We start from the raw sequence: 21,687 nt of genomic DNA, 5'->3' as shown, positions 1-21,687 counted from the left end.
CGGTGTGTCAGTCACTGTAAATGTCGACTGAAACACCGTTTTCGCGAGCAAGCCCGCTCCCACATTTTTTATCCTGCGTAAGGGCTTCAGCCGGCGCTGCGACTGATCCGAATACGCTTGCGCGCACTGCGGGTCAGGCGGATCGACAGCATGAGTGCCGCGCAGCTCAAACCGACGATCAAACCCTGCCACAAGCCGCTCGGGCCACGCGGTTCGCCGAGCCAGTCGGTCAGGCCAAGGGCGTAACCTACCGGCAGGCCGATGCCCCAGTAGGCGAACAGGGTCAGGATCATCGTCACCCGGGTGTCCTGATAACCGCGCAGAGCGCCAGCGGCGGTGACCTGGATTGCGTCGGAAAACTGGAACAGCGCCGAGTACACAATCAGCATCGCCGCGATGTGGATCACCGTCGGATCAGCCGTATAGATCGACGCAATCGGCTCGCGCAGCAACAGCATCATGCTCGCCGAAATACAGGCGTAGGCCAGCGCAGTCCCCATGCCGACACCGGCGGCAAAGCGTGCTTCACGCGGCTCTTCACGGCCCAAGGCCTGGCCGACGCGTACGGTCACCGCCATACCTAGCGAATACGGAATCATGAACACCAGTGAGCTGACGTTCAGCGCGATCTGGTGCCCGGCCACCACGGTGGCGCCAAGGCTGCCGATCAGCAGGGCGATCACCGCAAAGATGCTCGACTCGGCAAACACCGCGATGCCAATCGGCAGACCGATCGCCAGCAGACGCTTGATCACCGCCCATTGTGGCCAGTCGAAGCGGCTGAAGATCTCGCTCGAACGATAGGCCGGCGCCCAGCGCTCGTAACCGGCCAGCCCCAGCGCCATGACCCACATCACGATGGCCGTGGCCCAGCCGCAACCCACGCCGCCCATGGCCGGCACGCCGAAGTGACCATAGATGAAGATGTAGTTCAGCGGAATGTTCAGCGCCAGACCGCACAGCCCCAGCACCATCGCCGGGCGGGTACGGCCGATGCCGTCACTGGTGCAGCGCAGCACATGATAGAACGCCACCGCTGGCAGGCCGCTGGCAATGCCGTGCAGGTATTGCATGCACGGGCCGATCAGCTCGGGATCGACCTTCATCAGGTGCAGCACCGGTTCGGCGGCGACCAGCATCGCTGTCGCGATCAGGCCGACTACCAGCGCCAGCCACAGCGCCTGACGCACGATCGGGCCGATCTCGCTGTGGGTGCCGGCGCCGAAACGCTGAGCGACTTTCGGCGTGGTGGCCAGCAGGGTGCCGGTCATCAGCAGAAACACCGGGACCCAGATCGAGTTGCCCAGCGCTACCGCCGCCAGATCTTTCGGCCCGACGCGGCCGGCCATCACCGCATCGACGAAGCCCATCGCGGTAGTCGCCAGTTGCGCGATGATGATCGGCAAGGCCAGGGCGAGCAGGTTCCTGAACTCCAGGCGAATTCGCGCGGGGCGGGTGAGTGAGGCAGCGAGAGGTTGATCAGTAACAGAATTCACAGGCAAAGCGTCCACAGGTGTTGATGCGCAAGGCGCCGCATTCTACGCCGCTGACGTGACAGTCAGGAAAAATCCTCTGTTGCGGATTTGTAATCATCGATGCCATCCACTGTGGCGCTGGCTCAACGGTGGATCTGCACCTAAACTGCCGATCCCCTCAAGGAGCCCGCCATGCTGATTGTTGCCGACGAAAATATTCCGCTGCTTGATGCCTTTTTTGCCGGTTTCGGCGAGATCCGCCGGGTGCCGGGCCGTTCCATCGATCGTGCAACGGTCGAGCAGGCCGATGTGTTGCTGGTGCGCTCGGTGACCAACGTCAACCGCGCGTTGCTCGAAGGCAGCAAAGTGCGTTTCGTCGGCACCTGCACCATTGGTACCGATCATCTGGATCTCGATTATTTCAACGAGGCCGGCATCAGCTGGTCCAGCGCGCCTGGTTGCAATGCGCGGGGCGTGGTCGATTACGTGCTGGGCAGCCTGATGACTTTGGCGGAAATTGAAGGCGTAGGTCTGCCACAACGTACTTACGGCGTCATCGGTGCCGGTGAAGTCGGCGGCCGGTTGATCAAGGTCCTCAAGGGCCTGGGCTGGAATGTCAAAGTTTGCGATCCGCCGCGTCAGGCAGCCGAGGGCGGCGATTACGTCAGCCTTGAGCAGATCATCGAGCAGTGCGACGTGATCAGCCTGCACACGCCGCTGACGCGCACCGGCGAAGGCGCGACCTGGCATCTGTTTGACGAACAGCGTTTGCAACAGCTCAAACCCGGCACCTGGCTGATCAACGCCGCCCGTGGGCCGGTGGTGGATAACGCTGCGTTGCGTAACGTGCTGCTGGAGCGCGAGGACCTGCAAGCGGTGCTCGACGTCTGGGAAGCCGAGCCTGAGGTCGATGTCGCCCTTGCCGAACTCTGCGTGTTGGCCACGCCGCACATTGCCGGCTACAGCCTCGATGGCAAGCAGCGCGGGACGGCGCAGATCTATCAGGCTTATTGCGAGTTTATCGTTCAGCCGCCGAGCATCCAGCTCAGTGACCTGTTGCCGGCACCGTGGCTGTCAGAAGTGACCCTGCACGCCGACAGCGATCCGGCCTGGGCGCTGGCGATGTTGTGCCGCGGGGTGTACGACCCGCGCCGCGATGACGCGGATTTTCGTCGCAGTCTTGTAGGCAATGTCACTGAACAGCGTGCGGCCTTCGATGTGTTGCGCAAGCAGTATCCGGTGCGGCGCGAGATCGAGGGGCTGAAGGTGCGGATCGACGGTGATTCGCCGCAGTTGCAACAGATTGTGGCGGCGCTGGGGGCGGTGGCTGTCTGAAAATCCCTGCGCAGAACAAAACGGCAGGCAGAAAAAACCCGGCCAAACAGGGGCCGGGTCAGGAAGACGGTGGCTATATCACTTTTGTTCGGCAGGCTTGACCAATCGCTTCTCCAGTTCGCGGCACGCGTCCTGGATCATGTCTTCAGTGATCGGTACTTCACGCCCATCCTTGTCGATAATCGAGCAACCCAGAGGTTGGCCGGGCTTGGTGCGGATCACTTGAATCTTGTCATCGCTGCTGTGTTGCAAGGACATGGCCTGTCTCCTCATCAGGTTGTGCACGTAGATTAAAACCGCCACGTGACCAGGCTGTGACAACACCCTTGGGTCTGTCAAAAGCGGCACCTCCAGTCCAACAGAAATGACCGCTCGTCTCAACCGGGACATTAGACCAATAGCAACTATGGCCTAGTCTTTGGGGGCATATTTAACCTGACTCATTGTGATTTACAGAGTTCCGCCCCATAGAAGGTTTAGGCTAGCCCTTTCACCAACACGGATGTGTACCTGAATGATCTCGAAGCTTTCTTCCCGGCACCGTCGAGCGCTGAGTCTGACCAGCCGGTTTCTGGCGCCTTATCGTTGGCAAGTCGGCGCTGCACTGCTGGCGCTGATCGTCACCGCGGCGGTCACTTTGTCGATGGGGCAGGGGATCAAATTGCTGGTCGATCGGGGCTTCATGACGCAGTCGCCGCACCAACTGAACCAGAGCATCGGTATCTTCATGCTGATGGTGCTGGGCCTGGCAGTCGGCACGTTCGCGCGTTTTTACTGGGTATCGTGGATCGGTGAGCGCTGTGTGGCGGACATCCGGCGCGAGGTGTTCAACCATCTGGTGTACCTGCATCCCGGGTTTTATGAAAACAACCGCAGTTCGGAGATCCAGTCCCGACTGACTGCCGACACCACCTTGCTGCAATCGGTGATCGGCTCGTCACTGTCGATGTTTCTGCGCAACCTGTTGATGGTGATCGGCGGGGTGGTCCTGCTGTTTATCACCAACCCGAAACTCACCAGCATCGTGGTGATTGCCTTGCCGTTCGTGGTCGCGCCGATTCTGATTTTCGGTCGGCGCGTGCGTAATCTGTCGCGGCTGAGTCAGGACCGGGTCGCCGACATTGGCAGCTATGTCTCCGAAACCCTGGGCCAGATCAAGACCGTGCAAGCCTACAACCATCAGGTGCAGGACGAGCGGCGTTTCGCCACGACGGTCGAGGACGCGTTCGACACCGCACGCAAGCGCATCTTTCAACGCTCCTGGATGATCACCGTGGTGATCGTGCTGGTGCTCGGCGCGGTCGCAGTGATGTTGTGGGTCGGCGGCATGGACGTGATTGCCGGGCGCATTACCGGTGGCGAACTGGCGGCGTTCGTTTTCTACAGCCTGATCGTCGGCAGTGCGATCGGCACGTTGAGTGAAGTCATCGGCGAGTTGCAGCGTGCGGCGGGTGCCGCTGAGCGCATTGCGGAACTGCTCAGTTCGCAGAACATCATCCAGCCACCGAGCATCGGACTGGTGACATTGCCAGAACGGATCAAGGGCGAGCTGCAATTGCAGAATGTGCGTTTCTCCTACCCGTCACGTCCGGACAGCTACGCCGTCAACGGCTTGAGCCTGACCATCAGGGCCGGCGAGACCCTGGCCCTTGTCGGGCCATCCGGGGCCGGCAAGTCCACGGTGTATGACTTGCTGTTGCGCTTTTACGACCCGATTGAAGGGCGGATTTTGATCGACGGCGTGCCGCTGACCAGCCTCGATCCGCTGGATCTGCGCCGCAATTTCGCCCTGGTCTCGCAATCGCCTGCGCTGTTTTTCGGCAGCGTCGAAGAGAATATTCGTTACGGCAATGCAGATGCGACGCTGGAGCAGGTCAAGGAAGCGGCAAGAATTGCCCACGCCCATGACTTCATCGAGAAGATGCCCAATGGCTATCAGACCCACTTGGGGGACGCCGGCCTCGGACTTTCCGGCGGCCAGCGTCAACGCCTGGCGATTGCCCGCGCGTTGCTGGTGGATGCGCCGATTCTGCTGCTGGACGAAGCCACCAGCGCCCTCGATGCGCAGAGCGAGCACTTGATTCAGGAAGCGTTGCCAAGCCTGATGCAAAATCGCACCACATTGGTAATCGCGCATCGCCTGGCCACAGTGAAAAACGCCGACCGGATCGCGGTGATGGATCAGGGTAGCCTGGTGGCCATCGGTACCCATCAGGAACTGATCGTAAGCAATCCGCTGTATGCGCGGTTGGCAGCGCTGCAGTTCAATGATGGGCATGCGGTGGCGGTGTAGAACTGCCGCAGACCTTTGATGAAGACAAAAAAATGCCCGCATCGATTGATGCGGGCATTTTTCATTTCAGGTATTCAGCACCTGTCATTGATCGTCGAAATACCGCTCATGCCAGTCCACCAGCGGCTGCGGCGAATTGAGCTTCTGCCCGTAGATCACCGAGTATGACAGCACGTTTTGCACGTACTGGCGGGTTTCGTCGAACGGGATGCTTTCCACCCACACGTCGAAGCTCAGGTGATCGGCACCGCGCAGCCACTGGCGCACGCGGCCGGGGCCGGCGTTGTAGGCGGCGGAGGCGAGGACGCGGTTGCCGTTGAACTGGCTGTGCACCTGGCTCAGGTAAGCGGCGCCGAGCTGGATGTTCTTGTCCGGATCGAGCACTTGTTGCGGCGAGGCCAGCGGGATGCTGAACTTGCGTGCGGTTTCCTTGGCAGTGCCGGGCATCAACTGCATCAGACCGCTGGCACCAACGCCGGAGCGGGCGTCGTCCATGAAGGCACTTTCCTGGCGGGTGATGGCGAACACCCAGCTTGAGTGCAGGCCGCGCGTCTTGGCTTCACGCACCAGGGTGTCGCGGTGGGCCATCGGGAAGCGGATATCCAGGTCGTCCCAGTATTGCGCCTGACTGATGGTGCGGATGGCCGGGAAATACCATTTCAGGTCGTAGGCCAGTTTGGCCTGAGCGACCATTTCGTCACGATTGAAATGGCGACTGACGTGATACCACTCGCGGCGCCCGTCAACGATCTGCCCACGCGCATGGAATTCCAGCGCGCGCCGCACGCCGGGAGTGTTGCGCACCTTGTTGATGGTGGCCTGACTGAGTACCAGCGGCTTGTTCATCAGCGAGTAAGGCAGTTGCGAGCGGTCGGCAGCGAGGAAACCGTAGAAGTCGCGTTCCTTCGCCAGATTTTTGTACAGGGTCTGCGCTTCCGGGTTCTGCGGTTGCGCCAGTTCCAGGCTGCGGGCCTGCCAGTAACGCCAGCGGTTGGTGGTCGCCAGATCCTGTGGCAGACGACGAGTCAACTGATACGCATCGTCCCAGCGTGCCAGTCGCAGCAGCAGACGCAGGCGCCATTCGGACACGGTGTTGTCACGCAGTTCCGGATCGTATTTGGTCATCACGTCCAGCGCGCGGCTGTCGAAGCGCCGGGCCAGGGTCAGGCCGATTTCCCGGGCAATCGCGACTTTCTCGTCACGGGAGAAATGCATGCTGCTGGCGTATCCGTCGAGCAGGGCCATGGCCTTGTCCGGATCCTGACGGGCGAGGCGGCGCAGGCCGAGGCTGACCACGTCGGACATCGGCTCGTCGGCCGGGGTGAAGCGCGACGGCTGATTGAGCAGCTCGGGTTTCTGCGCCACATCTACCAGCAGCCGACCGCGCGGGGCGAGGGTGGTCAGGCCGTTGACCAGACTGTTAGCCAGTGGATAGTTGCGCGCCTGGGCGGCGAGTTTGGTGCGTTCCCAGCGTTTCTGTTCGGTCAACTGGCCGTCGGCGGCCCAGATCCCGAATAGCCCGTCACAGGCAGCCGGTTGCGATTTACCGGTCAGCCACAGTTTGTCGGCGTTGGCATAGCCCTCGGCCTTATGGCCGCTGCTGATCTGGAACTGCGCATTGAGGCAGTCCAGTTCGGTGAAGTTGAGTTTCGGATCGTAATACTTGGTGAAGGTCGCCCAATCGCCACGGTCGGCGAGCCAGCGCAACCAGCGCAGCTTCATCCAGTTGGCCTGGGGCAGGTCGCCGTGCTCGGCGAGGAACTTCTCGATTTCGGCGTTGCTCGCGGTTTTCAGACGCGCGGTCAGTTCGTCGTAGGCCAGGTACGGTTCCAGCGGGTAATCGGCGAGGGCCTGGCTATAACGGAAGTACGGGCCGGTATCGCCCTTGGCCAAGGCACGCTTGGCTTCATCGTAATACTGGCGTTGGGTGGACAGGTCCACCGCCTGAGCGGATTGAGCGGCAGCGGCGGTAAGTAGCAAACAGGACAAGACACTGAAAAGGCGACTGCGCATGAGACATCCGGGCAGAGAAATCATGACAAGCACCGGCCGCGGCCAGCACTGAATTGTCTGTAGCTTAGCCTTTTGCCAGCAACGGGCGAAAGCTTTGCCGGTCTTGCAGCACAAGTTCGCAACAAATGTTGTGCAGAGTGCTTCGGCAGACAAATTGCCGGCCTGCTGAGAGCCTAACTCAGGTAGAATGCGCGCCCGGTTTTTGGAGAAGCTCATGACCCTGCTCAAATTCAGCGATGTGTCCCTTGCATTCGGCGCGATGCCGTTGTTGGACAAGGTGTCCTGGCAGATCGCCCGTGGTGAGCGGGTGTGCATCATCGGCCGCAACGGCACTGGCAAATCCAGCATGATGAAACTGGTCAAGGGCGACCAGAAGCCCGATGACGGCTCGGTGTGGCGTGCCCCCGGTCTGAAAATCGGTGAATTGCCGCAAGAATTGCCGGTGGCCGACGGGCGGACCGTATTCGACGTGGTTGCCGAAGGCCTCGACGGCGTTGGCGCCTTGCTCGCCGAATACCATCACCTGAGCCAGAACATCGTCACCGACGCCGATCTGGACAAGCTGATGCACGTTCAGCACGACCTCGAAGCCCGTGACGGCTGGCGCTTGCAGACCCTGGTCGACAGCACCCTGAGCCGCCTGCAACTGCCGGCCGACAAGACCCTCGCCGAGTTGTCCGGCGGCTGGCGTCGTCGCGTGCTGCTGGCGCAGGCGCTGGTCTCGGAACCGGATCTGCTGCTGCTCGACGAACCGACCAACCACCTGGACATCGGTGCGATTGCCTGGCTTGAAGAAGCCCTGAAGGATTTCCAGGGCGCCGTGCTGTTCATCACGCACGACCGTTCTTTCCTGCAGAACCTCGCCACGCGCATCCTCGAACTGGATCGCGGCGGCCTGATCGACTGGAACGGCGACTACGCCAGCTTCCTGGTGCACAAAGAAGCTGCGCTGGCCGCGGAAGAAACTGCCAACGCGCTGTTCGACAAGCGTCTGGCTCAGGAAGAAGTGTGGATCCGTCAGGGCATCAAGGCCCGTCGTACCCGTAACGAAGGTCGCGTTCGCGCCCTGAAAGCCCTGCGTGTTGAGCGCAGCGAGCGTCGCGAGCGTACCGGCAAGGCGAACATCCAGCTGGAAACCGCCGACAAGTCCGGCAAGCAAGTGATGGTGTTGGAGAATGTCAGCTTCCATCACCCGGATGGCCCGTACCTGATCAAGGACTTCTCGATGGTCCTGCAGCGCGGCGACCGTATCGGTCTGCTCGGCGCCAACGGTACCGGCAAGACCACCCTGCTGAAGCTGATGCTCAACGGTCTGCAACCGACCAGTGGCAAGGTGGAAGAGGGCACGCGCATCGATGTGGCCTACTTCGACCAGTTGCGCCATCAGCTGGATCTGGAAAAGACCGTGATCGACAACGTCGCCGAAGGTCGCGACTTCATCGATATCGACGGCCAGAGCCGCCACGTCCTGAGCTACCTCGGTGACTTCCTGTTCAGCCCGCAGCGTGCGCGCACGCCGGTCAAGGCGCTGTCCGGTGGTGAGCGTGCACGCCTGTTGCTGGCGAAACTGTTCAGCAAACCGGCGAACCTGCTGGTACTCGACGAACCGACCAACGACCTCGACGTGGAAACCCTCGAGCTGCTCGAAGAAGTGCTGCTGACCTTTAACGGCACCGTGCTGATGGTCAGCCACGACCGGGCATTCCTCGACAACGTGGTCACCAGCACCCTGGTCTTCGAAGGCGAGGGGCAGGTGCGTGAATACGTCGGTGGCTATCAGGACTGGATCCGTCAGGGCGGCTCGCCGCGTCTGCTGGGCGTGACCGAGAGCAAGTCGGGCAAGGCTGATCTGAATTCGGCGGTGGTTACCGCTGAGCCGGTTGTGGCTGCTGCACCTGCCGCTGCTGCGCCAGCAGCCAAGAAGAAGCTGAGCTACAAGCTGCAGCGCGAGCTGGAAGCGTTACCGGGCGACATCGATGCCAAGGAGCAGCAGATCGCTGCCGTCGAGGCGGAAATGGCCGAGGCCGGCTTCTATCAGCGTCCGCCAGCAGAAACGGCCAAGGTGATTGCTTCGCTGGAGCAGTTGCAGGCTGAGCTGGATGCACTGGTCGAGCGTTGGGCCGAGCTGGATGCCTGATTGATCCGGCCATGAAAAAGCCCGGCGTTCAGTGATGAACGCCGGGCTTTTCATATACGGATATAGGTGAAGATTCCAATGTGGGAGCGAGCTTGCTCGCGAAAGCGGTATGTCAGGTAGCATCAATGTTGAATGTGCCGACGCCTTCGCGAGCAAGCTCGCTCCCACAGGGTTTTGTGTTTCAGCGTTTGATCAGGTGCACCGCGAGCACATCGCAAGGGGCGCCATGCAACACGTCGTTGGCTGTGGAGCCCAGCAATAGCGCCAGACCATGACGGCCGTGGCTGCCGACTACGATCAGGTCGCAATGGTTTTCCTTGGCGAAATGATGGATTTCCTGGCGTGGCTGGCCATAGGTCAGGTGGCAATTGGCGCCCTCAAGTTCGGCGTATTTGGCTTTCAGGCGTTCAAGTCGCTCCTTGGCCTGATCGAACTGCTGCTGTTGCAGTTGTGACAGATCCATCGGCACGTCGCCGCCAAACGCCATCGCCATCGGTTCGACGATATGCACCAGCGACAGCTTGGCGCTATTGCTCGCCGACAGCTCTCGGGCGCGGTGAATCACAGGGTCGCACTCTTCGGTCAGGTCTACGGCGACCAGGATATGGTTGTAGGGCATGAGGTGCTCCTCGTGACGGTTCAATATTGTTAAGTATGGCTGGTTTCAAGCGCATTGGTTCCAAAGTGACACAATGCGCTCACCTTAAGTCGGGAGTAGAGATATGACGGTCTGGTTGGTGGTGTCAATCCTGCTGGTGGTTTTGAGTCCACTGGCGTGGTTGCGCCCGTCGCGCGTGCAGAGCGGCCGCATGGCCCTGCGCATGGAGGCGCGACGCATCGGGCTGGCCATGCAGCTGGCGCCTCAGGAGTGGCCGCACTGGCTGTCTCAGGAGCCGCCCAGCCCGTGCGCGCAATATCATCGGCCACGGCGTGGCACTCAGCCGGCGTGCTGGACCTACTGGCAGAAATCGCCGGGGGTATGGGTCAATCAGTGGCAGGAAGTCTGCGAGGACCGGTTGCTGCTCGATCATTTCGAAAAGTTGCCGGGCAACGTGTTCAAGGTCGAGGCCGACAAGCAGATGATCGCGCTGTACTGGGGCGAGAAGGGCGAAGCCACGGTTTTGCAGGCTATCGACGCGACTCTGAAAGCGCTGGCCTGACTCGCGGACTTTTCCCACTGCAAGGGTGGGGAGCGTCCGGCAGACGAGCAATAAAAAGCCCGACATGATTCATCGGGCGGGGTGGCCAGGCAGGCCGGTAACTGTTTTTTATCGCTGACTCGTTTTTTAGTTGCAGCGAATCTCCCTGTAGTCCAGCCAGCGTAGCCTGTTAAACAAGGCTCGCCGGGAATTAGGGCGACTTTTCTAACTATTGATTCTATGAATGGCTTTGCATGCAGCTGCGTGTTGCGGATATGTGTGCAACGGAAATGACCACAAAGTCGCATTTCAACCCGTATTTTGGGCGATTGACAATTGTTGGAAATTCCGTGAAGGTGACGTACCCAAATCAAACGGGCGTATGAATTGAGCGTTTGTCTTACAGACTGCTCCTACAGAATCCCGACTATCGCGTTGGCGGGTGTGCCGGGTGGATTGGCGTCAGCATCGACGAAAAAGCGTCCTGCCGAGCCATTTACCTGCGTCCGACGTGTACTGTTCAGCTTCCATATCGTGGAGATCAGTTGATGATTTACGAAGGTAAAGCCATCACGGTTAAAGCTCTTGAAAGTGGCATCGTCGAATTGAAATTCGACCTCAAGGGTGAGTCCGTCAACAAGTTCAACCGTCTTACCCTGAACGAACTGCGTCAGGCCGTGGACACCATCAAGGCAGATGCTTCGATCAAGGGCGTGATCGTCAGCAGTGGCAAGGACGTGTTCATCGTCGGCGCCGACATCACCGAATTTGTCGACAACTTCAAGCTGCCGGATGCCGAGCTGGTTGCTGGCAATCTCGAAGCCAACAAGATCTTCAGCGATTTCGAAGACCTCAACGTTCCGACCGTGGCCGCGATTAACGGCATCGCCCTGGGTGGCGGTCTGGAAATGTGCCTGGCGGCGGACTACCGCGTCATGTCGACCAAGGCCAAGATCGGTCTGCCGGAAGTCAAACTAGGCATCTACCCAGGCTTCGGCGGCACCGTGCGTCTGCCGCGCCTGATTGGCGTCGATAACGCCATCGAGTGGATTGCCGCCGGCAAGGAAAACCGTCCTGAAGACGCGCTGAAAGTCAGCGCCGTCGACGCCGTGGTTGCTCCAGAGAAGCTGCAGGAAGCTGCCCTTGAACTGGTCAAGCGCGCCATCTCCGGCGAGTTCGATTACAAGGCCAAGCGTCAGCCAAAACTTGAAAAACTCAAGTTGAACGCCATTGAACAAATGATGGCTTTCGAAACCGCCAAAGGTTTCGTGGCAGGGCAGGCAGGCCCGAATTACCCGGCGCCGGTCGAAGCGATCAAGACCATCCAGAAAGCCGCGAACTTCGGTCGTGACAAGGCGCTGGAAGTCGAAGCCGCCGGTTTCGTCAAACTGGCCAAGACCTCTGCCGCGCAGAGCTTGATCGGTCTGTTCCTGAACGATCAGGAGCTGAAGAAAAAGGCCAAGGCCTACGACGAAATCGCCAAGGACGTGAAGCAGGCTGCCGTACTGGGCGCCGGCATCATGGGTGGAGGCATCGCTTATCAGTCGGCCTCCAAAGGTACGCCGATCCTGATGAAGGACATCAACGAGCATGGTATCGAGCAGGGGCTGGCCGAAGCCGCCAAACTGCTGGTTGGTCGCGTTGACAAAGGCCGCATGACCGCCGCGAAAATGGCTGAAGTGCTCAACGGTATTCGTCCGACCCTGTCCTACGGTGACTTCGGTCACGTCGATCTGGTTGTTGAAGCCGTGGTCGAGAACCCGAAGGTCAAGCAAGCTGTGCTGGCTGAAGTCGAAGACAAGGTCAAAGAGGACACCATCCTCGCGTCCAACACCTCGACCATTTCCATCAGCCTGCTGGCCAAGGCCCTCAAGCGCCCGGAAAACTTCGTCGGCATGCACTTCTTCAACCCGGTGCACATGATGCCGCTGGTGGAAGTGATCCGTGGCGAGAAGTCCAGCGAGCTGGCGATTGCCACAACCGTTGCCTACGCCAAGAAAATGGGCAAGAACCCGATCGTCGTCAACGACTGCCCGGGCTTCCTGGTCAACCGCGTTCTGTTCCCGTATTTCGGCGGTTTCGCCAAGCTGGTCAGCGCTGGTGTGGACTTCGTCCGCATCGACAAGGTCATGGAAAAATTCGGCTGGCCGATGGGCCCGGCGTACCTGATGGACGTGGTCGGCATCGACACCGGTCACCACGGTCGTGACGTGATGGCTGAAGGCTTCCCGGATCGCATGAAGGATGATCGTCGCTCGGCCATCGACGTGCTGTACGAGGCCAAGCGTCTGGGCCAGAAGAACGGCAAGGGCTTCTACGCCTACGAAGCCGACAAGAAAGGCAAGCAGAAGAAGGTTGCCGATCCGTCGGTGCTGGAAGTGCTCAAGCCGATCGTTTACGAGCAGCGCGAAGTCACTGACGAAGACATCATCAACTGGATGATGATCCCGCTGTGCCTGGAAACCGTGCGCTGCCTGGAAGACGGCATCGTTGAAACCGCCGCCGAAGCCGACATGGGTCTGGTCTACGGTATCGGTTTCCCTCCATTCCGTGGCGGTGCGCTGCGCTACATCGATTCGATCGGTGTGGCCGAGTTCGTTGCCCTGGCTGACCAGTACGCTGATTTGGGCGCGCTGTACCACCCGACCGCGAAGCTGCGCGAAATGGCCAAAAACGGCCAGAGCTTCTTCGGTTAAGCGCCCCCAACTAGAGTGAGAGTGAACTTATGAGCTTGAATCCTAGAGACGTCGTGATTGTCGACTTCGGTCGTACTCCGATGGGCCGCTCCAAGGGCGGCATGCACCGCAACACCCGCGCCGAAGACATGTCGGCGCACCTGATCAGCAAACTGCTGGAACGCAACGCCAAGGTCGATCCTGCTGAAGTCGAGGACGTGATCTGGGGCTGTGTGAACCAGACCCTGGAGCAGGGCTGGAACATCGCGCGCATGGCGTCGCTGATGACCCAGATCCCGCACACCTCGGCCGGCCAGACCGTCAGCCGTCTGTGCGGCTCGTCGATGAGCGCCCTGCACACTGCAGCGCAAGCGATCATGACCGGCAACGGTGACGTATTCGTGGTTGGCGGCGTCGAGCATATGGGCCACGTGAGCATGATGCACGGTGTCGATCCGAACCCGCACATGTCGCTGTACGCGGCGAAAGCCTCGGGCATGATGGGTCTGACCGCAGAAATGCTCGGCAAGATGCACGGCATCACTCGTGAGCAGCAGGATGCCTTTGGCGTGCGCTCCCACCAGCTCGCCCATAAAGCGACGGTGGAAGGCAAGTTCAAAGACGAAATCATCCCGATGCAGGGCTACGACGAAAACGGCTTCCTGAAGCTGTTCGACTACGACGAAACCATTCGTCCGGAAACCACCCTGGAAAGTCTGGCGGCCCTCAAACCTGCCTTCAATCCAAAAGGCGGCACCGTGACAGCCGGTACTTCGTCGCAGATCACCGATGGTGCTTCGTGCATGATCGTGATGTCGGCGCAGCGTGCACAGGATCTGGGGATCCAGCCGATGGCCGTGATCCGTTCGATGGCAGTGGCGGGTGTGGATCCGGCGATCATGGGCTATGGTCCAGTGCCGGCGACACAAAAAGCCCTGAAGCGTGCGGGCCTTGGCATCAACGATATCGACTTCTTCGAGCTCAACGAAGCTTTCGCTGCACAGGCCCTGCCAGTGCTGAAAGATCTGAAAGTGCTCGACAAGATGAACGAGAAGGTTAACCTGCACGGCGGCGCGATCGCCCTGGGTCACCCGTTCGGTTGCTCCGGTGCCCGTATTTCCGGCACCTTGCTGAACGTGATGAAGCAGAATGGCGGCACCTTTGGGGTGGCCACTATGTGCATTGGTCTTGGCCAAGGCATCTCCACCGTCTTCGAACGCGTTTAAGCGTCTCGTCGATGGAAGCCGGGGCCAAGTGCCCCGGTTTTTGTTTTTTGCGGATTTATTTTTGTATTTATTTTGAAAAAATTTGAGTGAGGGCCGAAGCATGCCGATACAACCTGGGCTCTACAAACATTACAAAGGTCAGCAGTACCGTGTATTCAATGTTGCGCGGCATTCCGAGACCGAAGAAGAAGTGGTGTTTTACCAAGCCCTGTATGGCGATTACGGCTTTTGGGTACGCCCTTTGAGCATGTTCGTCGAGTCGGTCGAGGTTGACGGCGAGCAGGTGCCACGCTTTGCTTTGGTGCACGCCGAACCGAGCCTTTTTTCCAAGGCATAAGGCGAGTGCGCACAGAACCCTGTGCTTGACCTCACCTTGTAGCCACTATATATAGCGGTGCCGCGTCAGGCGCCAACCGCCTTTCACTTCTAGAATTCAGGAATTTTCTGATCCATGGGCAAATCGCTGGTCATTGTGGAATCCCCGGCTAAGGCCAAGACCATCAACAAGTATCTGGGCAACCAATACGTGGTGAAGTCGAGTATCGGCCATATCCGAGACCTGCCCACCAGCGGTTCGGCTAGCGCCAGCAAAGAGCCAGCCGCCAAGCGCGGCAAGGCTGCCGCGGGCGAGGGGCCGGTGCTCACGCCGAAAGAGAAAGCGCGCAAGCAATTGGTCTCGCGCATGGGTGTCGATCCGGAGCATGGCTGGAAAGCCCAGTACGAGATCCTCCCGGGCAAAGAGAAGGTCATCGAAGAGCTGCGCCGGCTCGCCAAGGATGCTGACACCATCTATCTCGCAACCGACTTGGATCGCGAGGGGGAAGCCATTGCCTGGCACCTGCGCGAAGCCATCGGTGGTGACGACAGCCGCTACAAGCGCGTGGTGTTCAACGAAATCACCAAGAAGGCGATTCAGGAAGCTTTCTCCGAGCCGGGCGAGCTGGACATTGATCGTGTAAATGCCCAGCAGGCGCGTCGTTTCCTCGACCGCGTTGTGGGTTACATGGTCTCGCCGCTGCTGTGGGCCAAGATCGCCCGTGGCCTGTCGGCCGGTCGCGTGCAATCGGTTGCCGTGAAGCTGGTGGTCGAGCGTGAGCGCGAGATTCGTGCATTCAACCCGGAAGAGTACTGGGAAGTGCACGCTGATCTTGGCACCGCCAAGGGTTCGACCGTACGTTTCGAAGTGGCGCGCGAGAAGGGTGAAGCCTTCAAACCGCTAAACGAAGCTCAGGCCACAGCCGCGCTGGAGAAGCTCAAGTCCTCCAGCTACAGCATCGTCAAGCGCGAAGACAAGCCGACCAGCAGCAAGCCGTCGGCGCCGTTCATCACCTCCACCCTGCAGCAGGCCGCGAGCAACCGCCTGGGCTTCGGCGTGAAGAAAACCATGATGATGGCCCAGCGTCTGTACGAAGCCGGCTACATCACTTATATGCGTACCGACTCGACCAATCTCTCGGCTGATGCCGTGGCGATGGCGCGTACCTATATCGAGGACGAGTTCGGCAAGAAGTACCTGCCGGAAGCGCCGAACGTCTACAGCAGCAAGGAAGGCGCACAAGAGGCTCACGAAGCGATTCGTCCTTCCGATGCCAACACCACGCCAAGCAAGCTTGCAGGCATGGAGCGTGATGCTGAGCGCCTCTACGAGTTGATCTGGCGCCAGTTCCTCGCTTGCCAGATGCTGCCGGCGCAATATCTGTCGACCACCGTCAGCGTTGCCGCTGGCGACTTCGAGCTGCGTGCCAAAGGCCGCATCCTCAAGTTCGACGGTTACACCCGCGTTCTGCCGCAAATCACCAAGCCTGGCGATGACGATGTTCTGCCGGACATGGCGCAGGGCGATGCGATGAAGCTGATCAAGCTCGATCCGTCGCAGCATTTCACCAAGCCGCCGGCCCGTTACTCGGAAGCCAGCCTGGTCAAGGAAATGGAAAAACGCGGCATCGGTCGTCCTTCGACTTACGCAGCGATCATTTCGACCATTCAGGATCGCGGCTACGTGACCCTGCACAACCGTCGTTTCTACTCGGAAAAGATGGGCGATATCGTCACCGAGCGTCTGTCGGAGAGCTTCTCGAACCTCATGGACTACGGCTTCACCGCCGGCATGGAAGAGAACCTCGATGATGTGGCTCAGGGCGAGCGCGACTGGAAAAACGTGCTGGACGAGTTCTACGGCGACTTCAAGAAGAAGCTCGAAGTGGCCGAGAACCCGGAAAGCGGCATGCGTGCCAACCAGCCGGTCATGACTGATATTCCGTGCACCACGTGCGGTCGTCCGATGCAGATCCGTACGGCATCGACCGGCGTGTTCCTCGGTTGCTCGGGTTACAGCCTGCCACCAAAAGAGCGCTGCAAGGCCACCGTCAACCTGGTGCCGGGCGACGAGATCGCTGCGGACGACGAGGGCGAGTCGGAGTCGCTGGTGCTGCGCGGCAAGCATCGCTGCCCGATCTGCAGCACCGCGATGGACGCCTACCTGCTCGACGAGAAGCGCAAACTGCACATCTGCGGTAACAACCCGGATTGTGCCGGCTATGAAATCGAAGAGGGCAACTACCGCATCAAGGGCTACGAAGGTCCGAGCCTGGAATGCGACAAGTGCGGCAGCGAGATGCAGCTCAAGACCGGCCGTTTCGGCAAGTTCTTCGGTTGCACCAACCCGACCTGCAAGAACACGCGCAAACTGCTGAAGAGTGGTGACGCGGCGCCGCCGAAGATGGATCCGGTGAAGATGCCTGAGCTGAAATGCGAGAAGGTCAACGACACCTACATTCTGCGCGACGGTGCTTCCGGTCTGTTCCTGGCGGCCAGCCAGTTCCCGAAAAACCGCGAGACCCGTGCTCCGCTGGTGATCGAGATTCTGCCGCACAAGGATGAGATCGATCCGAAGTACCACTTCCTCTGCGAAGCACCGCAGAAGGATCCTGATGGTCTGCCGGCAGTAATCCGTTACAGCCGCAAGACCAAGGAGCAATATGTGCAGACCGAGGTCGACGGCAAGCCTACCGGCTGGAAAGCGTTCTACGACGGTGGCAAGTGGACTGTTGAAGACAAGCGTACGAAAGCCAAGGCTGAGTAAGCGTTAGCCTGATCCACAAAAGGCCGCATGATGACCCTCGGGTTTTCATGCGGCCTTTTTGTTTTGTGCTTGCGGTCGGATCCGCTGATCCACGACACTGTCGGGTCTGTGTGACGCAATTATTTCGCTGTGGAGACTGCCGGCATGGCGCACGAACTCTATACCCGCACCAATCAGAAGATCTATTTCGCCGGCCTGTCACTGGAGGCTCTGGCTCGCGCCGAAGAGGGGCGGGCGATGAATTCGTTGGCGCTGATTCAGGCTGGACGTGAGTCGGCGTTGTTTCACCTCTACGGCGCGCTTCTGGGACTGTGTCACGAGATCGCCGGTTTTTATCGTCTGCCTCAGGCCAATGCATCGCGAGCAGAAGCGTTGCTGACTCGCGAAGTCCTGGAATCGATTGCGATCCCGGAACTGGCCGAGATGGTTGAGCTGGCTGGTAACCCTGAAACCTGGCTGGCGAAATTGCTGGCGGCGCACTCAGCGTTGTTCCAGCCGCCACGGGTGCCACACAAGCCCAAGGGCGATGTGACACAGCCATTGATTCAGGCCATTAATCTCGATGAAGAAGAGGCGCCGCAGGAGTTGAGTCGGGAAGAACTGGAGAGCTGGCGGCAGAATCTCAAGGGCCTGGCAATCCGCTTTCGCGAAGGCTTGAACGAATGCTGAGGACAATTGACACGGTGGCAATCTGAAACATGCTGCTGGTCAAGATCCCGAGCGAAGCCCGAATGATGTCTATATAATCCCTGCCTTTCGTGGAGAACAGACCTATATGCCAACGTCCTTTCTAGAAATTGTCGAGTTACCAGACGGCCGAATCGAACTGCGCAGGGCTGAGGACGAGGGTTCTCTGGTGACGCTGGATTTCTCCGAGGATGCTAAAGCATTCCTGCAAGGCCAGCATGTGGAAATCGCGAAAGCGATGTTGAGCGTCGGCGTACAGATGGCCGGCCGTATGGTCGAAGGCGAATTTGATAAGGAAGAAGGGCCGCGGGTTCTTCACTGAGATCCGCCTGTCGGCGCTTGCCGCTGCAACATCAGATCGGCTTCTCTGTCCCTGGAGAAGCCCTGCGCTTCACACAGCGCGCGTTACAAGTGAATCAACCCAATCGAATGTTCAGGCTCTGAGCGTCGCCCGTGCGGGCTGCGCTGATCAGTTGTTGCCGTGAACTTGTGTTCAGCGGATTGAGCCAGGTTACCACCGTATGGCTACGACCCAGGCGCAGTGCTTCGCAGGCCAGTTGCTGAGCGCTTTGCGCACCACGAGGTTGCAGTAGCAGAATGCGTTCACGGTTCAGGCCGGCCTCTCGCAGCCAGATCTGGGTCAGGCTGGCTGGAGGGGCGATCAGCGTCAGCCAGCGTGCATCCTGATCCTCGCTCAGTGCGCGAAGAATCGGGGCCAGCAGGTTCAGGCAGTTCCCGGCCGCACCGCGCAGTGACAGCTCACTGAATACTTCCGGTTCGGCAATCCATGGGCGCTCGACCACATCTTTCAGGATCGGTGCCATCGGTTGTGCCAGAAACGCTTCGAATAGAGGCAGTTGTGTTTGCTGGGGTGTGTGTGGGAACTGCATAAAGCCTCCTTTAGCGGCGGATTACGCCGACACTCAAGCCTTCGATCACCAGTTCCTGATCTTTCAGGTCGACTTCGATAGGGGCGAACTCAGGGTTTTCGGCAATCAACCAGACTTTGCTGCCTTCGCGCTTGAAGCGTTTGACGGTGACTTCGTCGCCGATTCGCGCAACCACGACCTGACCATTGCGTGCTTCGCGGGTGGTGTGAACCGCCAGCAGGTCACCGTCGAAAATACCGATGTCCTTCATGCTCATGCCGTGTACGCGCAGCAGGTAATCAGCACGAGGGTGGAAGAACGCAGGGTTGATATTGCAGGACTCTTCGATGTGCTGCTGGGCGAGGATCGGTGCGCCGGCAGCCACCCGGCCAATGATCGGCAGGGTAGAGTCGTCAGCCTTGGCTTCGAAGCCGGGGATACGAATACCGCGGGAGGCGCCCGGGGTCATTTCGATTGCACCTTTGCGGGCGAGGGCCTTGAGGTGTTCTTCCGCCGCGTTGGGCGACTTGAAACCGAGCTCCTGAGCGATTTCCGCGCGGGTTGGCGGGTAGCCGTTGTCTTCGAGGCAGCGTTTGATAAAGGCCAGAATCTCGGCTTGGCGTGGCGTCAGCTTTAGCATATTGATCGCTCTGTCTTTTTATACAGTGACTGGGATTATATACAGTGAAGCGGTCTTGGCAATGCCCGTTTTTTTGCAGCCCGCCGGACGGTCGGTTCCCGTGCTTATTAATGCGCCGGTCGAGTGTGGTTAAATAGCTGACCGACCATTCCCAAAACGAACTGGCAGGCTTGACAAGGCTTGGGCTGAAACGTATGTTTCAAACAAGTGTTTGTCAGGCGGAGTAGCCATGGCCCAGTCGGAAACCGTTGAACGCATTCTTGATGCTGCCGAGCAGTTGTTCGCGGAGAAAGGTTTCGCTGAAACCTCATTGCGTTTGATCACCAGCAAGGCCGGGGTAAACCTGGCGGCGGTGAACTATCATTTCGGCTCCAAGAAAGCGCTGATCCAGGCGGTTTTCTCGCGCTTCCTCGGGCCGTTCTGCATCAGCCTCGATAAAGAGCTGGAGCGTCGCCAGGCCAAGCCTGAAAACAAGCCGACCCTTGAAGAGTTGCTGGAAATCCTCGTCGAGCAAGCGCTCGTGGTGCAGCCACGCAGCGGTAACGACCTGTCGATCTTCATGCGTTTGCTCGGTTTGGCGTTCAGCCAGAGCCAGGGTCACCTGCGTCGTTATCTGGAAGACATGTACGGTAAGGTGTTCCGCCGCTACATGCTGCTGGTCAATGAAGCCGCTCCACGCATTCCACCTATCGAACTGTTCTGGCGCGTGCACTTCATGCTCGGCGCTGCGGCGTTCAGCATGTCCGGGATCAAGGCCTTGCGCGCGATTGCCGAGACCGATTTCGGCGTCAACACCTCGATCGAACAGGTGATGCGTCTGATGGTGCCGTTCCTTGCCGCCGGCATGCGTGCCGAAACCGGTGTCACCGACCCCGCGATGGCGACTGCGCAGCTTCGCCCGCGCAGCAAATCGACTCCGGTGGCCGCCAAGGTTTAACCGCACACGGGTGGGCGCGGCTGCTTGTATCCGCTAAGCTAGCCGCCCATGCCGACTTTCGTTCTGAACCCGATCTCCATAGAAATTATTGGCCTGCCGAGCCCTGCTCACGGTAGCGATTTCTGGCGGATCGGGTTTTTCGTTTTCAAGGAATCTCTATGACTGCTGGCCTGCAAGGCTCGTTGATGGTGGACGTCGCCGGTACTTGGCTGACGGCCGAAGATCGCCAATTGTTGCGCCAGCCCGAAGTGGGCGGCCTGATCATTTTCGCGCGCAACATCGAGCACCCGCGCCAAGTGCGCGAGCTGAGTGCTGCGATCCGCGCCATTCGCCCGGATCTGCTGCTGGCGGTCGACCAGGAGGGCGGTCGCGTGCAGCGTCTGCGTCAGGGCTTCGTGCGCCTGCCGGCGATGCGTGCCATCGCCGACAACCCGAACGCCGAATACCTCGCCGAACAATGCGGCTGGGTCATGGCCACCGAAGTGTTGGCGGTCGGCCTCGACCTGAGTTTCGCCCCGGTGCTGGATCTGGATTACCAGCGCAGCGCCGTGGTCGGCACTCGTTCGTTCGAAGGGGATCCCGAGCGCGCCGCATTGCTCGCCGGCGCCTTCATCCGCGGCATGAACAGCGCGGGCATGGCCGCTACCGGCAAGCATTTCCCCGGTCACGGTTGGGCCGAAGCCGACTCCCACGTCGCGATCCCGAATGACGAGCGCAGTCTCGACGAGATCCGCGCCAACGACCTCGTACCGTTCGCCAGACTCAGCAAGCAACTCGCTGCGGTCATGCCGGCGCACGTCATCTATCCGCAAGTCGATTCGCAGCCGGCCGGGTTCTCCCGTCGCTGGTTGCAGGACATCCTGCGCGGCGAGTTGCAGTTTGACGGCGTGATCTTCAGCGACGACCTGTCGATGGCCGGCGCCCACGTGGTCGGCGACGCTGCCAGCCGGATCGAAGCCGCGTTGACTGCCGGTTGCGACATGGGCCTGGTGTGCAATGACCGCGCTGCGGCCGAACTGGCCCTGAGTGCTGCGCAACGGATGAAGGTCAAGCCGTCCGCACGCATTGCGCGAATGCGCGGGCAGGCGTTCGCCAGCACCGACTACCGTCAGGATCCGCGCTGGCTCACCGCCATCGGCGCGCTCAAAGACGCTCAACTGATCGATTAAGGATTTTTGC

Annotated in this window: 18 protein-coding genes; 12 read left to right on the top strand and 6 right to left on the bottom strand. The window is 59.9% G+C overall.

The window, feature by feature from the left end:
• Nucleotides 1–86: 86 nt before the first annotated feature.
• Nucleotides 87–1,496 carry an MATE family efflux transporter gene (locus QMX91_RS08260; protein WP_027611437.1) on the bottom strand — a complete coding sequence of 470 codons (1,410 nt, stop codon included), beginning with the start codon at nt 1,494–1,496 and terminating at the stop codon, nt 87–89.
• 171 nt (nt 1,497–1,667) lie between these two features.
• Here QMX91_RS08260 and pdxB point away from each other — a divergent pair, with 171 nt between their 5' ends.
• Nucleotides 1,668–2,810: a 4-phosphoerythronate dehydrogenase PdxB gene (gene pdxB / locus QMX91_RS08255; RefSeq protein WP_134786960.1), complete on the top strand. Its 1,143-nt coding sequence runs from the start codon at nt 1,668–1,670 to the stop codon at nt 2,808–2,810.
• Between the two features lie 78 nt (nt 2,811–2,888).
• Here pdxB and QMX91_RS08250 read toward each other — a convergent pair whose 3' ends face one another.
• The gene (locus QMX91_RS08250; protein ID WP_027611439.1) at nt 2,889–3,068 is read right to left on the bottom strand and encodes a PA1571 family protein; all 180 of its coding nucleotides are present in this window, start codon (nt 3,066–3,068) and stop codon (nt 2,889–2,891) included.
• Nucleotides 3,069–3,324: 256 nt separating this feature from the next.
• Here QMX91_RS08250 and QMX91_RS08245 point away from each other — a divergent pair, with 256 nt between their 5' ends.
• Nucleotides 3,325–5,103: an ABC transporter transmembrane domain-containing protein gene (locus QMX91_RS08245; protein ID WP_139055642.1), complete on the top strand. Its 1,779-nt coding sequence runs from the start codon at nt 3,325–3,327 to the stop codon at nt 5,101–5,103.
• Nucleotides 5,104–5,187: 84 nt separating this feature from the next.
• On the opposite strand, the gene QMX91_RS08240 is transcribed toward QMX91_RS08245, so the two are convergent.
• Nucleotides 5,188–7,116: a transglycosylase SLT domain-containing protein gene (locus QMX91_RS08240; protein ID WP_027611441.1), complete on the bottom strand. Its 1,929-nt coding sequence runs from the start codon at nt 7,114–7,116 to the stop codon at nt 5,188–5,190.
• A gap of 214 nt (nt 7,117–7,330) precedes the next feature.
• Here QMX91_RS08240 and QMX91_RS08235 point away from each other — a divergent pair, with 214 nt between their 5' ends.
• Complete coding sequence (locus QMX91_RS08235; protein ID WP_282412540.1) at nt 7,331–9,253, top strand: ATP-binding cassette domain-containing protein; 1,923 nt, start codon at nt 7,331–7,333, stop codon at nt 9,251–9,253.
• A gap of 181 nt (nt 9,254–9,434) precedes the next feature.
• Here the strand turns inward: QMX91_RS08235 and QMX91_RS08230 are convergent, their stop codons facing one another.
• Nucleotides 9,435–9,872, bottom strand: coding sequence for a universal stress protein (locus QMX91_RS08230; RefSeq protein WP_135296250.1), 438 nt, complete (start codon nt 9,870–9,872; stop codon nt 9,435–9,437).
• A 103-nt stretch (nt 9,873–9,975) separates the two neighbouring features.
• Between QMX91_RS08230 and QMX91_RS08225 the strand changes: the two genes are divergently transcribed.
• From QMX91_RS08225 to QMX91_RS08195, 7 genes are all read left to right on the top strand, one after another.
• Nucleotides 9,976–10,413 carry a hypothetical protein gene (locus QMX91_RS08225; protein WP_223008993.1) on the top strand — a complete coding sequence of 146 codons (438 nt, stop codon included), beginning with the start codon at nt 9,976–9,978 and terminating at the stop codon, nt 10,411–10,413.
• A gap of 527 nt (nt 10,414–10,940) precedes the next feature.
• Nucleotides 10,941–13,088, top strand: a complete 2,148-nt coding sequence (gene fadB, locus QMX91_RS08220; protein ID WP_139055641.1) for a fatty acid oxidation complex subunit alpha FadB — start codon at nt 10,941–10,943, stop codon at nt 13,086–13,088.
• Nucleotides 13,089–13,117: 29 nt separating this feature from the next.
• Nucleotides 13,118–14,293 (top strand): acetyl-CoA C-acyltransferase FadA, encoded by a 1,176-nt coding sequence (gene fadA / locus QMX91_RS08215; protein ID WP_047600135.1) that lies wholly within the window; start codon nt 13,118–13,120, stop codon nt 14,291–14,293.
• Nucleotides 14,294–14,393: 100 nt separating this feature from the next.
• Nucleotides 14,394–14,630, top strand: a complete 237-nt coding sequence (locus tag QMX91_RS08210) for a DUF1653 domain-containing protein (RefSeq protein ID WP_134786957.1) — start codon at nt 14,394–14,396, stop codon at nt 14,628–14,630.
• A 114-nt stretch (nt 14,631–14,744) separates the two neighbouring features.
• The gene (gene topA, locus QMX91_RS08205; RefSeq protein WP_282412539.1) at nt 14,745–17,375 is read left to right on the top strand and encodes a type I DNA topoisomerase; all 2,631 of its coding nucleotides are present in this window, start codon (nt 14,745–14,747) and stop codon (nt 17,373–17,375) included.
• Nucleotides 17,376–17,519: 144 nt separating this feature from the next.
• Nucleotides 17,520–18,044, top strand: a complete 525-nt coding sequence (locus QMX91_RS08200; RefSeq protein WP_097088548.1) for a DUF6586 family protein — start codon at nt 17,520–17,522, stop codon at nt 18,042–18,044.
• 106 nt (nt 18,045–18,150) lie between these two features.
• Complete coding sequence (locus tag QMX91_RS08195) at nt 18,151–18,384, top strand: hypothetical protein (RefSeq protein ID WP_003226592.1); 234 nt, start codon at nt 18,151–18,153, stop codon at nt 18,382–18,384.
• A 94-nt stretch (nt 18,385–18,478) separates the two neighbouring features.
• On the opposite strand, the gene sulA is transcribed toward QMX91_RS08195, so the two are convergent.
• Together sulA and lexA are read right to left on the bottom strand one after the other, a co-directional pair.
• Nucleotides 18,479–18,952, bottom strand: coding sequence for an SOS-induced cell division inhibitor SulA (sulA, locus tag QMX91_RS08190; RefSeq protein WP_282412538.1), 474 nt, complete (start codon nt 18,950–18,952; stop codon nt 18,479–18,481).
• Nucleotides 18,953–18,962: 10 nt separating this feature from the next.
• Nucleotides 18,963–19,571, bottom strand: coding sequence for a transcriptional repressor LexA (gene lexA, locus QMX91_RS08185; protein ID WP_003226590.1), 609 nt, complete (start codon nt 19,569–19,571; stop codon nt 18,963–18,965).
• 229 nt (nt 19,572–19,800) lie between these two features.
• Between lexA and QMX91_RS08180 the strand changes: the two genes are divergently transcribed.
• Together QMX91_RS08180 and nagZ are read left to right on the top strand one after the other, a co-directional pair.
• On the top strand, nt 19,801–20,508 hold the full coding sequence (locus QMX91_RS08180) for a TetR/AcrR family transcriptional regulator (RefSeq protein WP_007961819.1): 708 nt from the start codon (nt 19,801–19,803) through the stop codon (nt 20,506–20,508).
• Nucleotides 20,509–20,666: 158 nt separating this feature from the next.
• Nucleotides 20,667–21,677, top strand: a complete 1,011-nt coding sequence (gene nagZ, locus QMX91_RS08175) for a beta-N-acetylhexosaminidase (protein ID WP_041068989.1) — start codon at nt 20,667–20,669, stop codon at nt 21,675–21,677.
• Nucleotides 21,678–21,687: the final 10 nt, after the last annotated feature.

Source organism: Pseudomonas sp. PS01299, assembly GCF_029960145.1.
Taxonomy (GTDB): Bacteria; Pseudomonadota; Gammaproteobacteria; order Pseudomonadales; family Pseudomonadaceae; genus Aquipseudomonas; species Aquipseudomonas putida_A.
This window is presented reverse-complemented; position numbering and strand designations above follow the sequence as displayed.

What these genes read in the sequence shown, in the direction of transcription:
- topA (WP_282412539.1), top strand. Translation starts at nt 14,745, where the DNA reads ATGGGCAAATCGCTGGTCATTGTGGAATCCCCGGCTAAGGCCAAGACC.
- QMX91_RS08195 (WP_003226592.1), top strand. Translation starts at nt 18,151, where the DNA reads ATGCCAACGTCCTTTCTAGAAATTGTCGAGTTACCAGACGGCCGAATC.
- QMX91_RS08210 (WP_134786957.1), top strand. Translation starts at nt 14,394, where the DNA reads ATGCCGATACAACCTGGGCTCTACAAACATTACAAAGGTCAGCAGTAC.
- lexA (WP_003226590.1), bottom strand. Translation starts at nt 19,571, where the DNA reads ATGCTAAAGCTGACGCCACGCCAAGCCGAGATTCTGGCCTTTATCAAA.
- QMX91_RS08235 (WP_282412540.1), top strand. Translation starts at nt 7,331, where the DNA reads ATGACCCTGCTCAAATTCAGCGATGTGTCCCTTGCATTCGGCGCGATG.
- sulA (WP_282412538.1), bottom strand. Translation starts at nt 18,952, where the DNA reads ATGCAGTTCCCACACACACCCCAGCAAACACAACTGCCTCTATTCGAA.
- fadA (WP_047600135.1), top strand. Translation starts at nt 13,118, where the DNA reads ATGAGCTTGAATCCTAGAGACGTCGTGATTGTCGACTTCGGTCGTACT.
- QMX91_RS08245 (WP_139055642.1), top strand. Translation starts at nt 3,325, where the DNA reads ATGATCTCGAAGCTTTCTTCCCGGCACCGTCGAGCGCTGAGTCTGACC.
- QMX91_RS08240 (WP_027611441.1), bottom strand. Translation starts at nt 7,116, where the DNA reads ATGCGCAGTCGCCTTTTCAGTGTCTTGTCCTGTTTGCTACTTACCGCC.
- fadB (WP_139055641.1), top strand. Translation starts at nt 10,941, where the DNA reads ATGATTTACGAAGGTAAAGCCATCACGGTTAAAGCTCTTGAAAGTGGC.
- nagZ (WP_041068989.1), top strand. Translation starts at nt 20,667, where the DNA reads ATGACTGCTGGCCTGCAAGGCTCGTTGATGGTGGACGTCGCCGGTACT.
- QMX91_RS08250 (WP_027611439.1), bottom strand. Translation starts at nt 3,068, where the DNA reads ATGTCCTTGCAACACAGCAGCGATGACAAGATTCAAGTGATCCGCACC.
- QMX91_RS08200 (WP_097088548.1), top strand. Translation starts at nt 17,520, where the DNA reads ATGGCGCACGAACTCTATACCCGCACCAATCAGAAGATCTATTTCGCC.
- pdxB (WP_134786960.1), top strand. Translation starts at nt 1,668, where the DNA reads ATGCTGATTGTTGCCGACGAAAATATTCCGCTGCTTGATGCCTTTTTT.
- QMX91_RS08180 (WP_007961819.1), top strand. Translation starts at nt 19,801, where the DNA reads ATGGCCCAGTCGGAAACCGTTGAACGCATTCTTGATGCTGCCGAGCAG.
- QMX91_RS08225 (WP_223008993.1), top strand. Translation starts at nt 9,976, where the DNA reads ATGACGGTCTGGTTGGTGGTGTCAATCCTGCTGGTGGTTTTGAGTCCA.
- QMX91_RS08230 (WP_135296250.1), bottom strand. Translation starts at nt 9,872, where the DNA reads ATGCCCTACAACCATATCCTGGTCGCCGTAGACCTGACCGAAGAGTGC.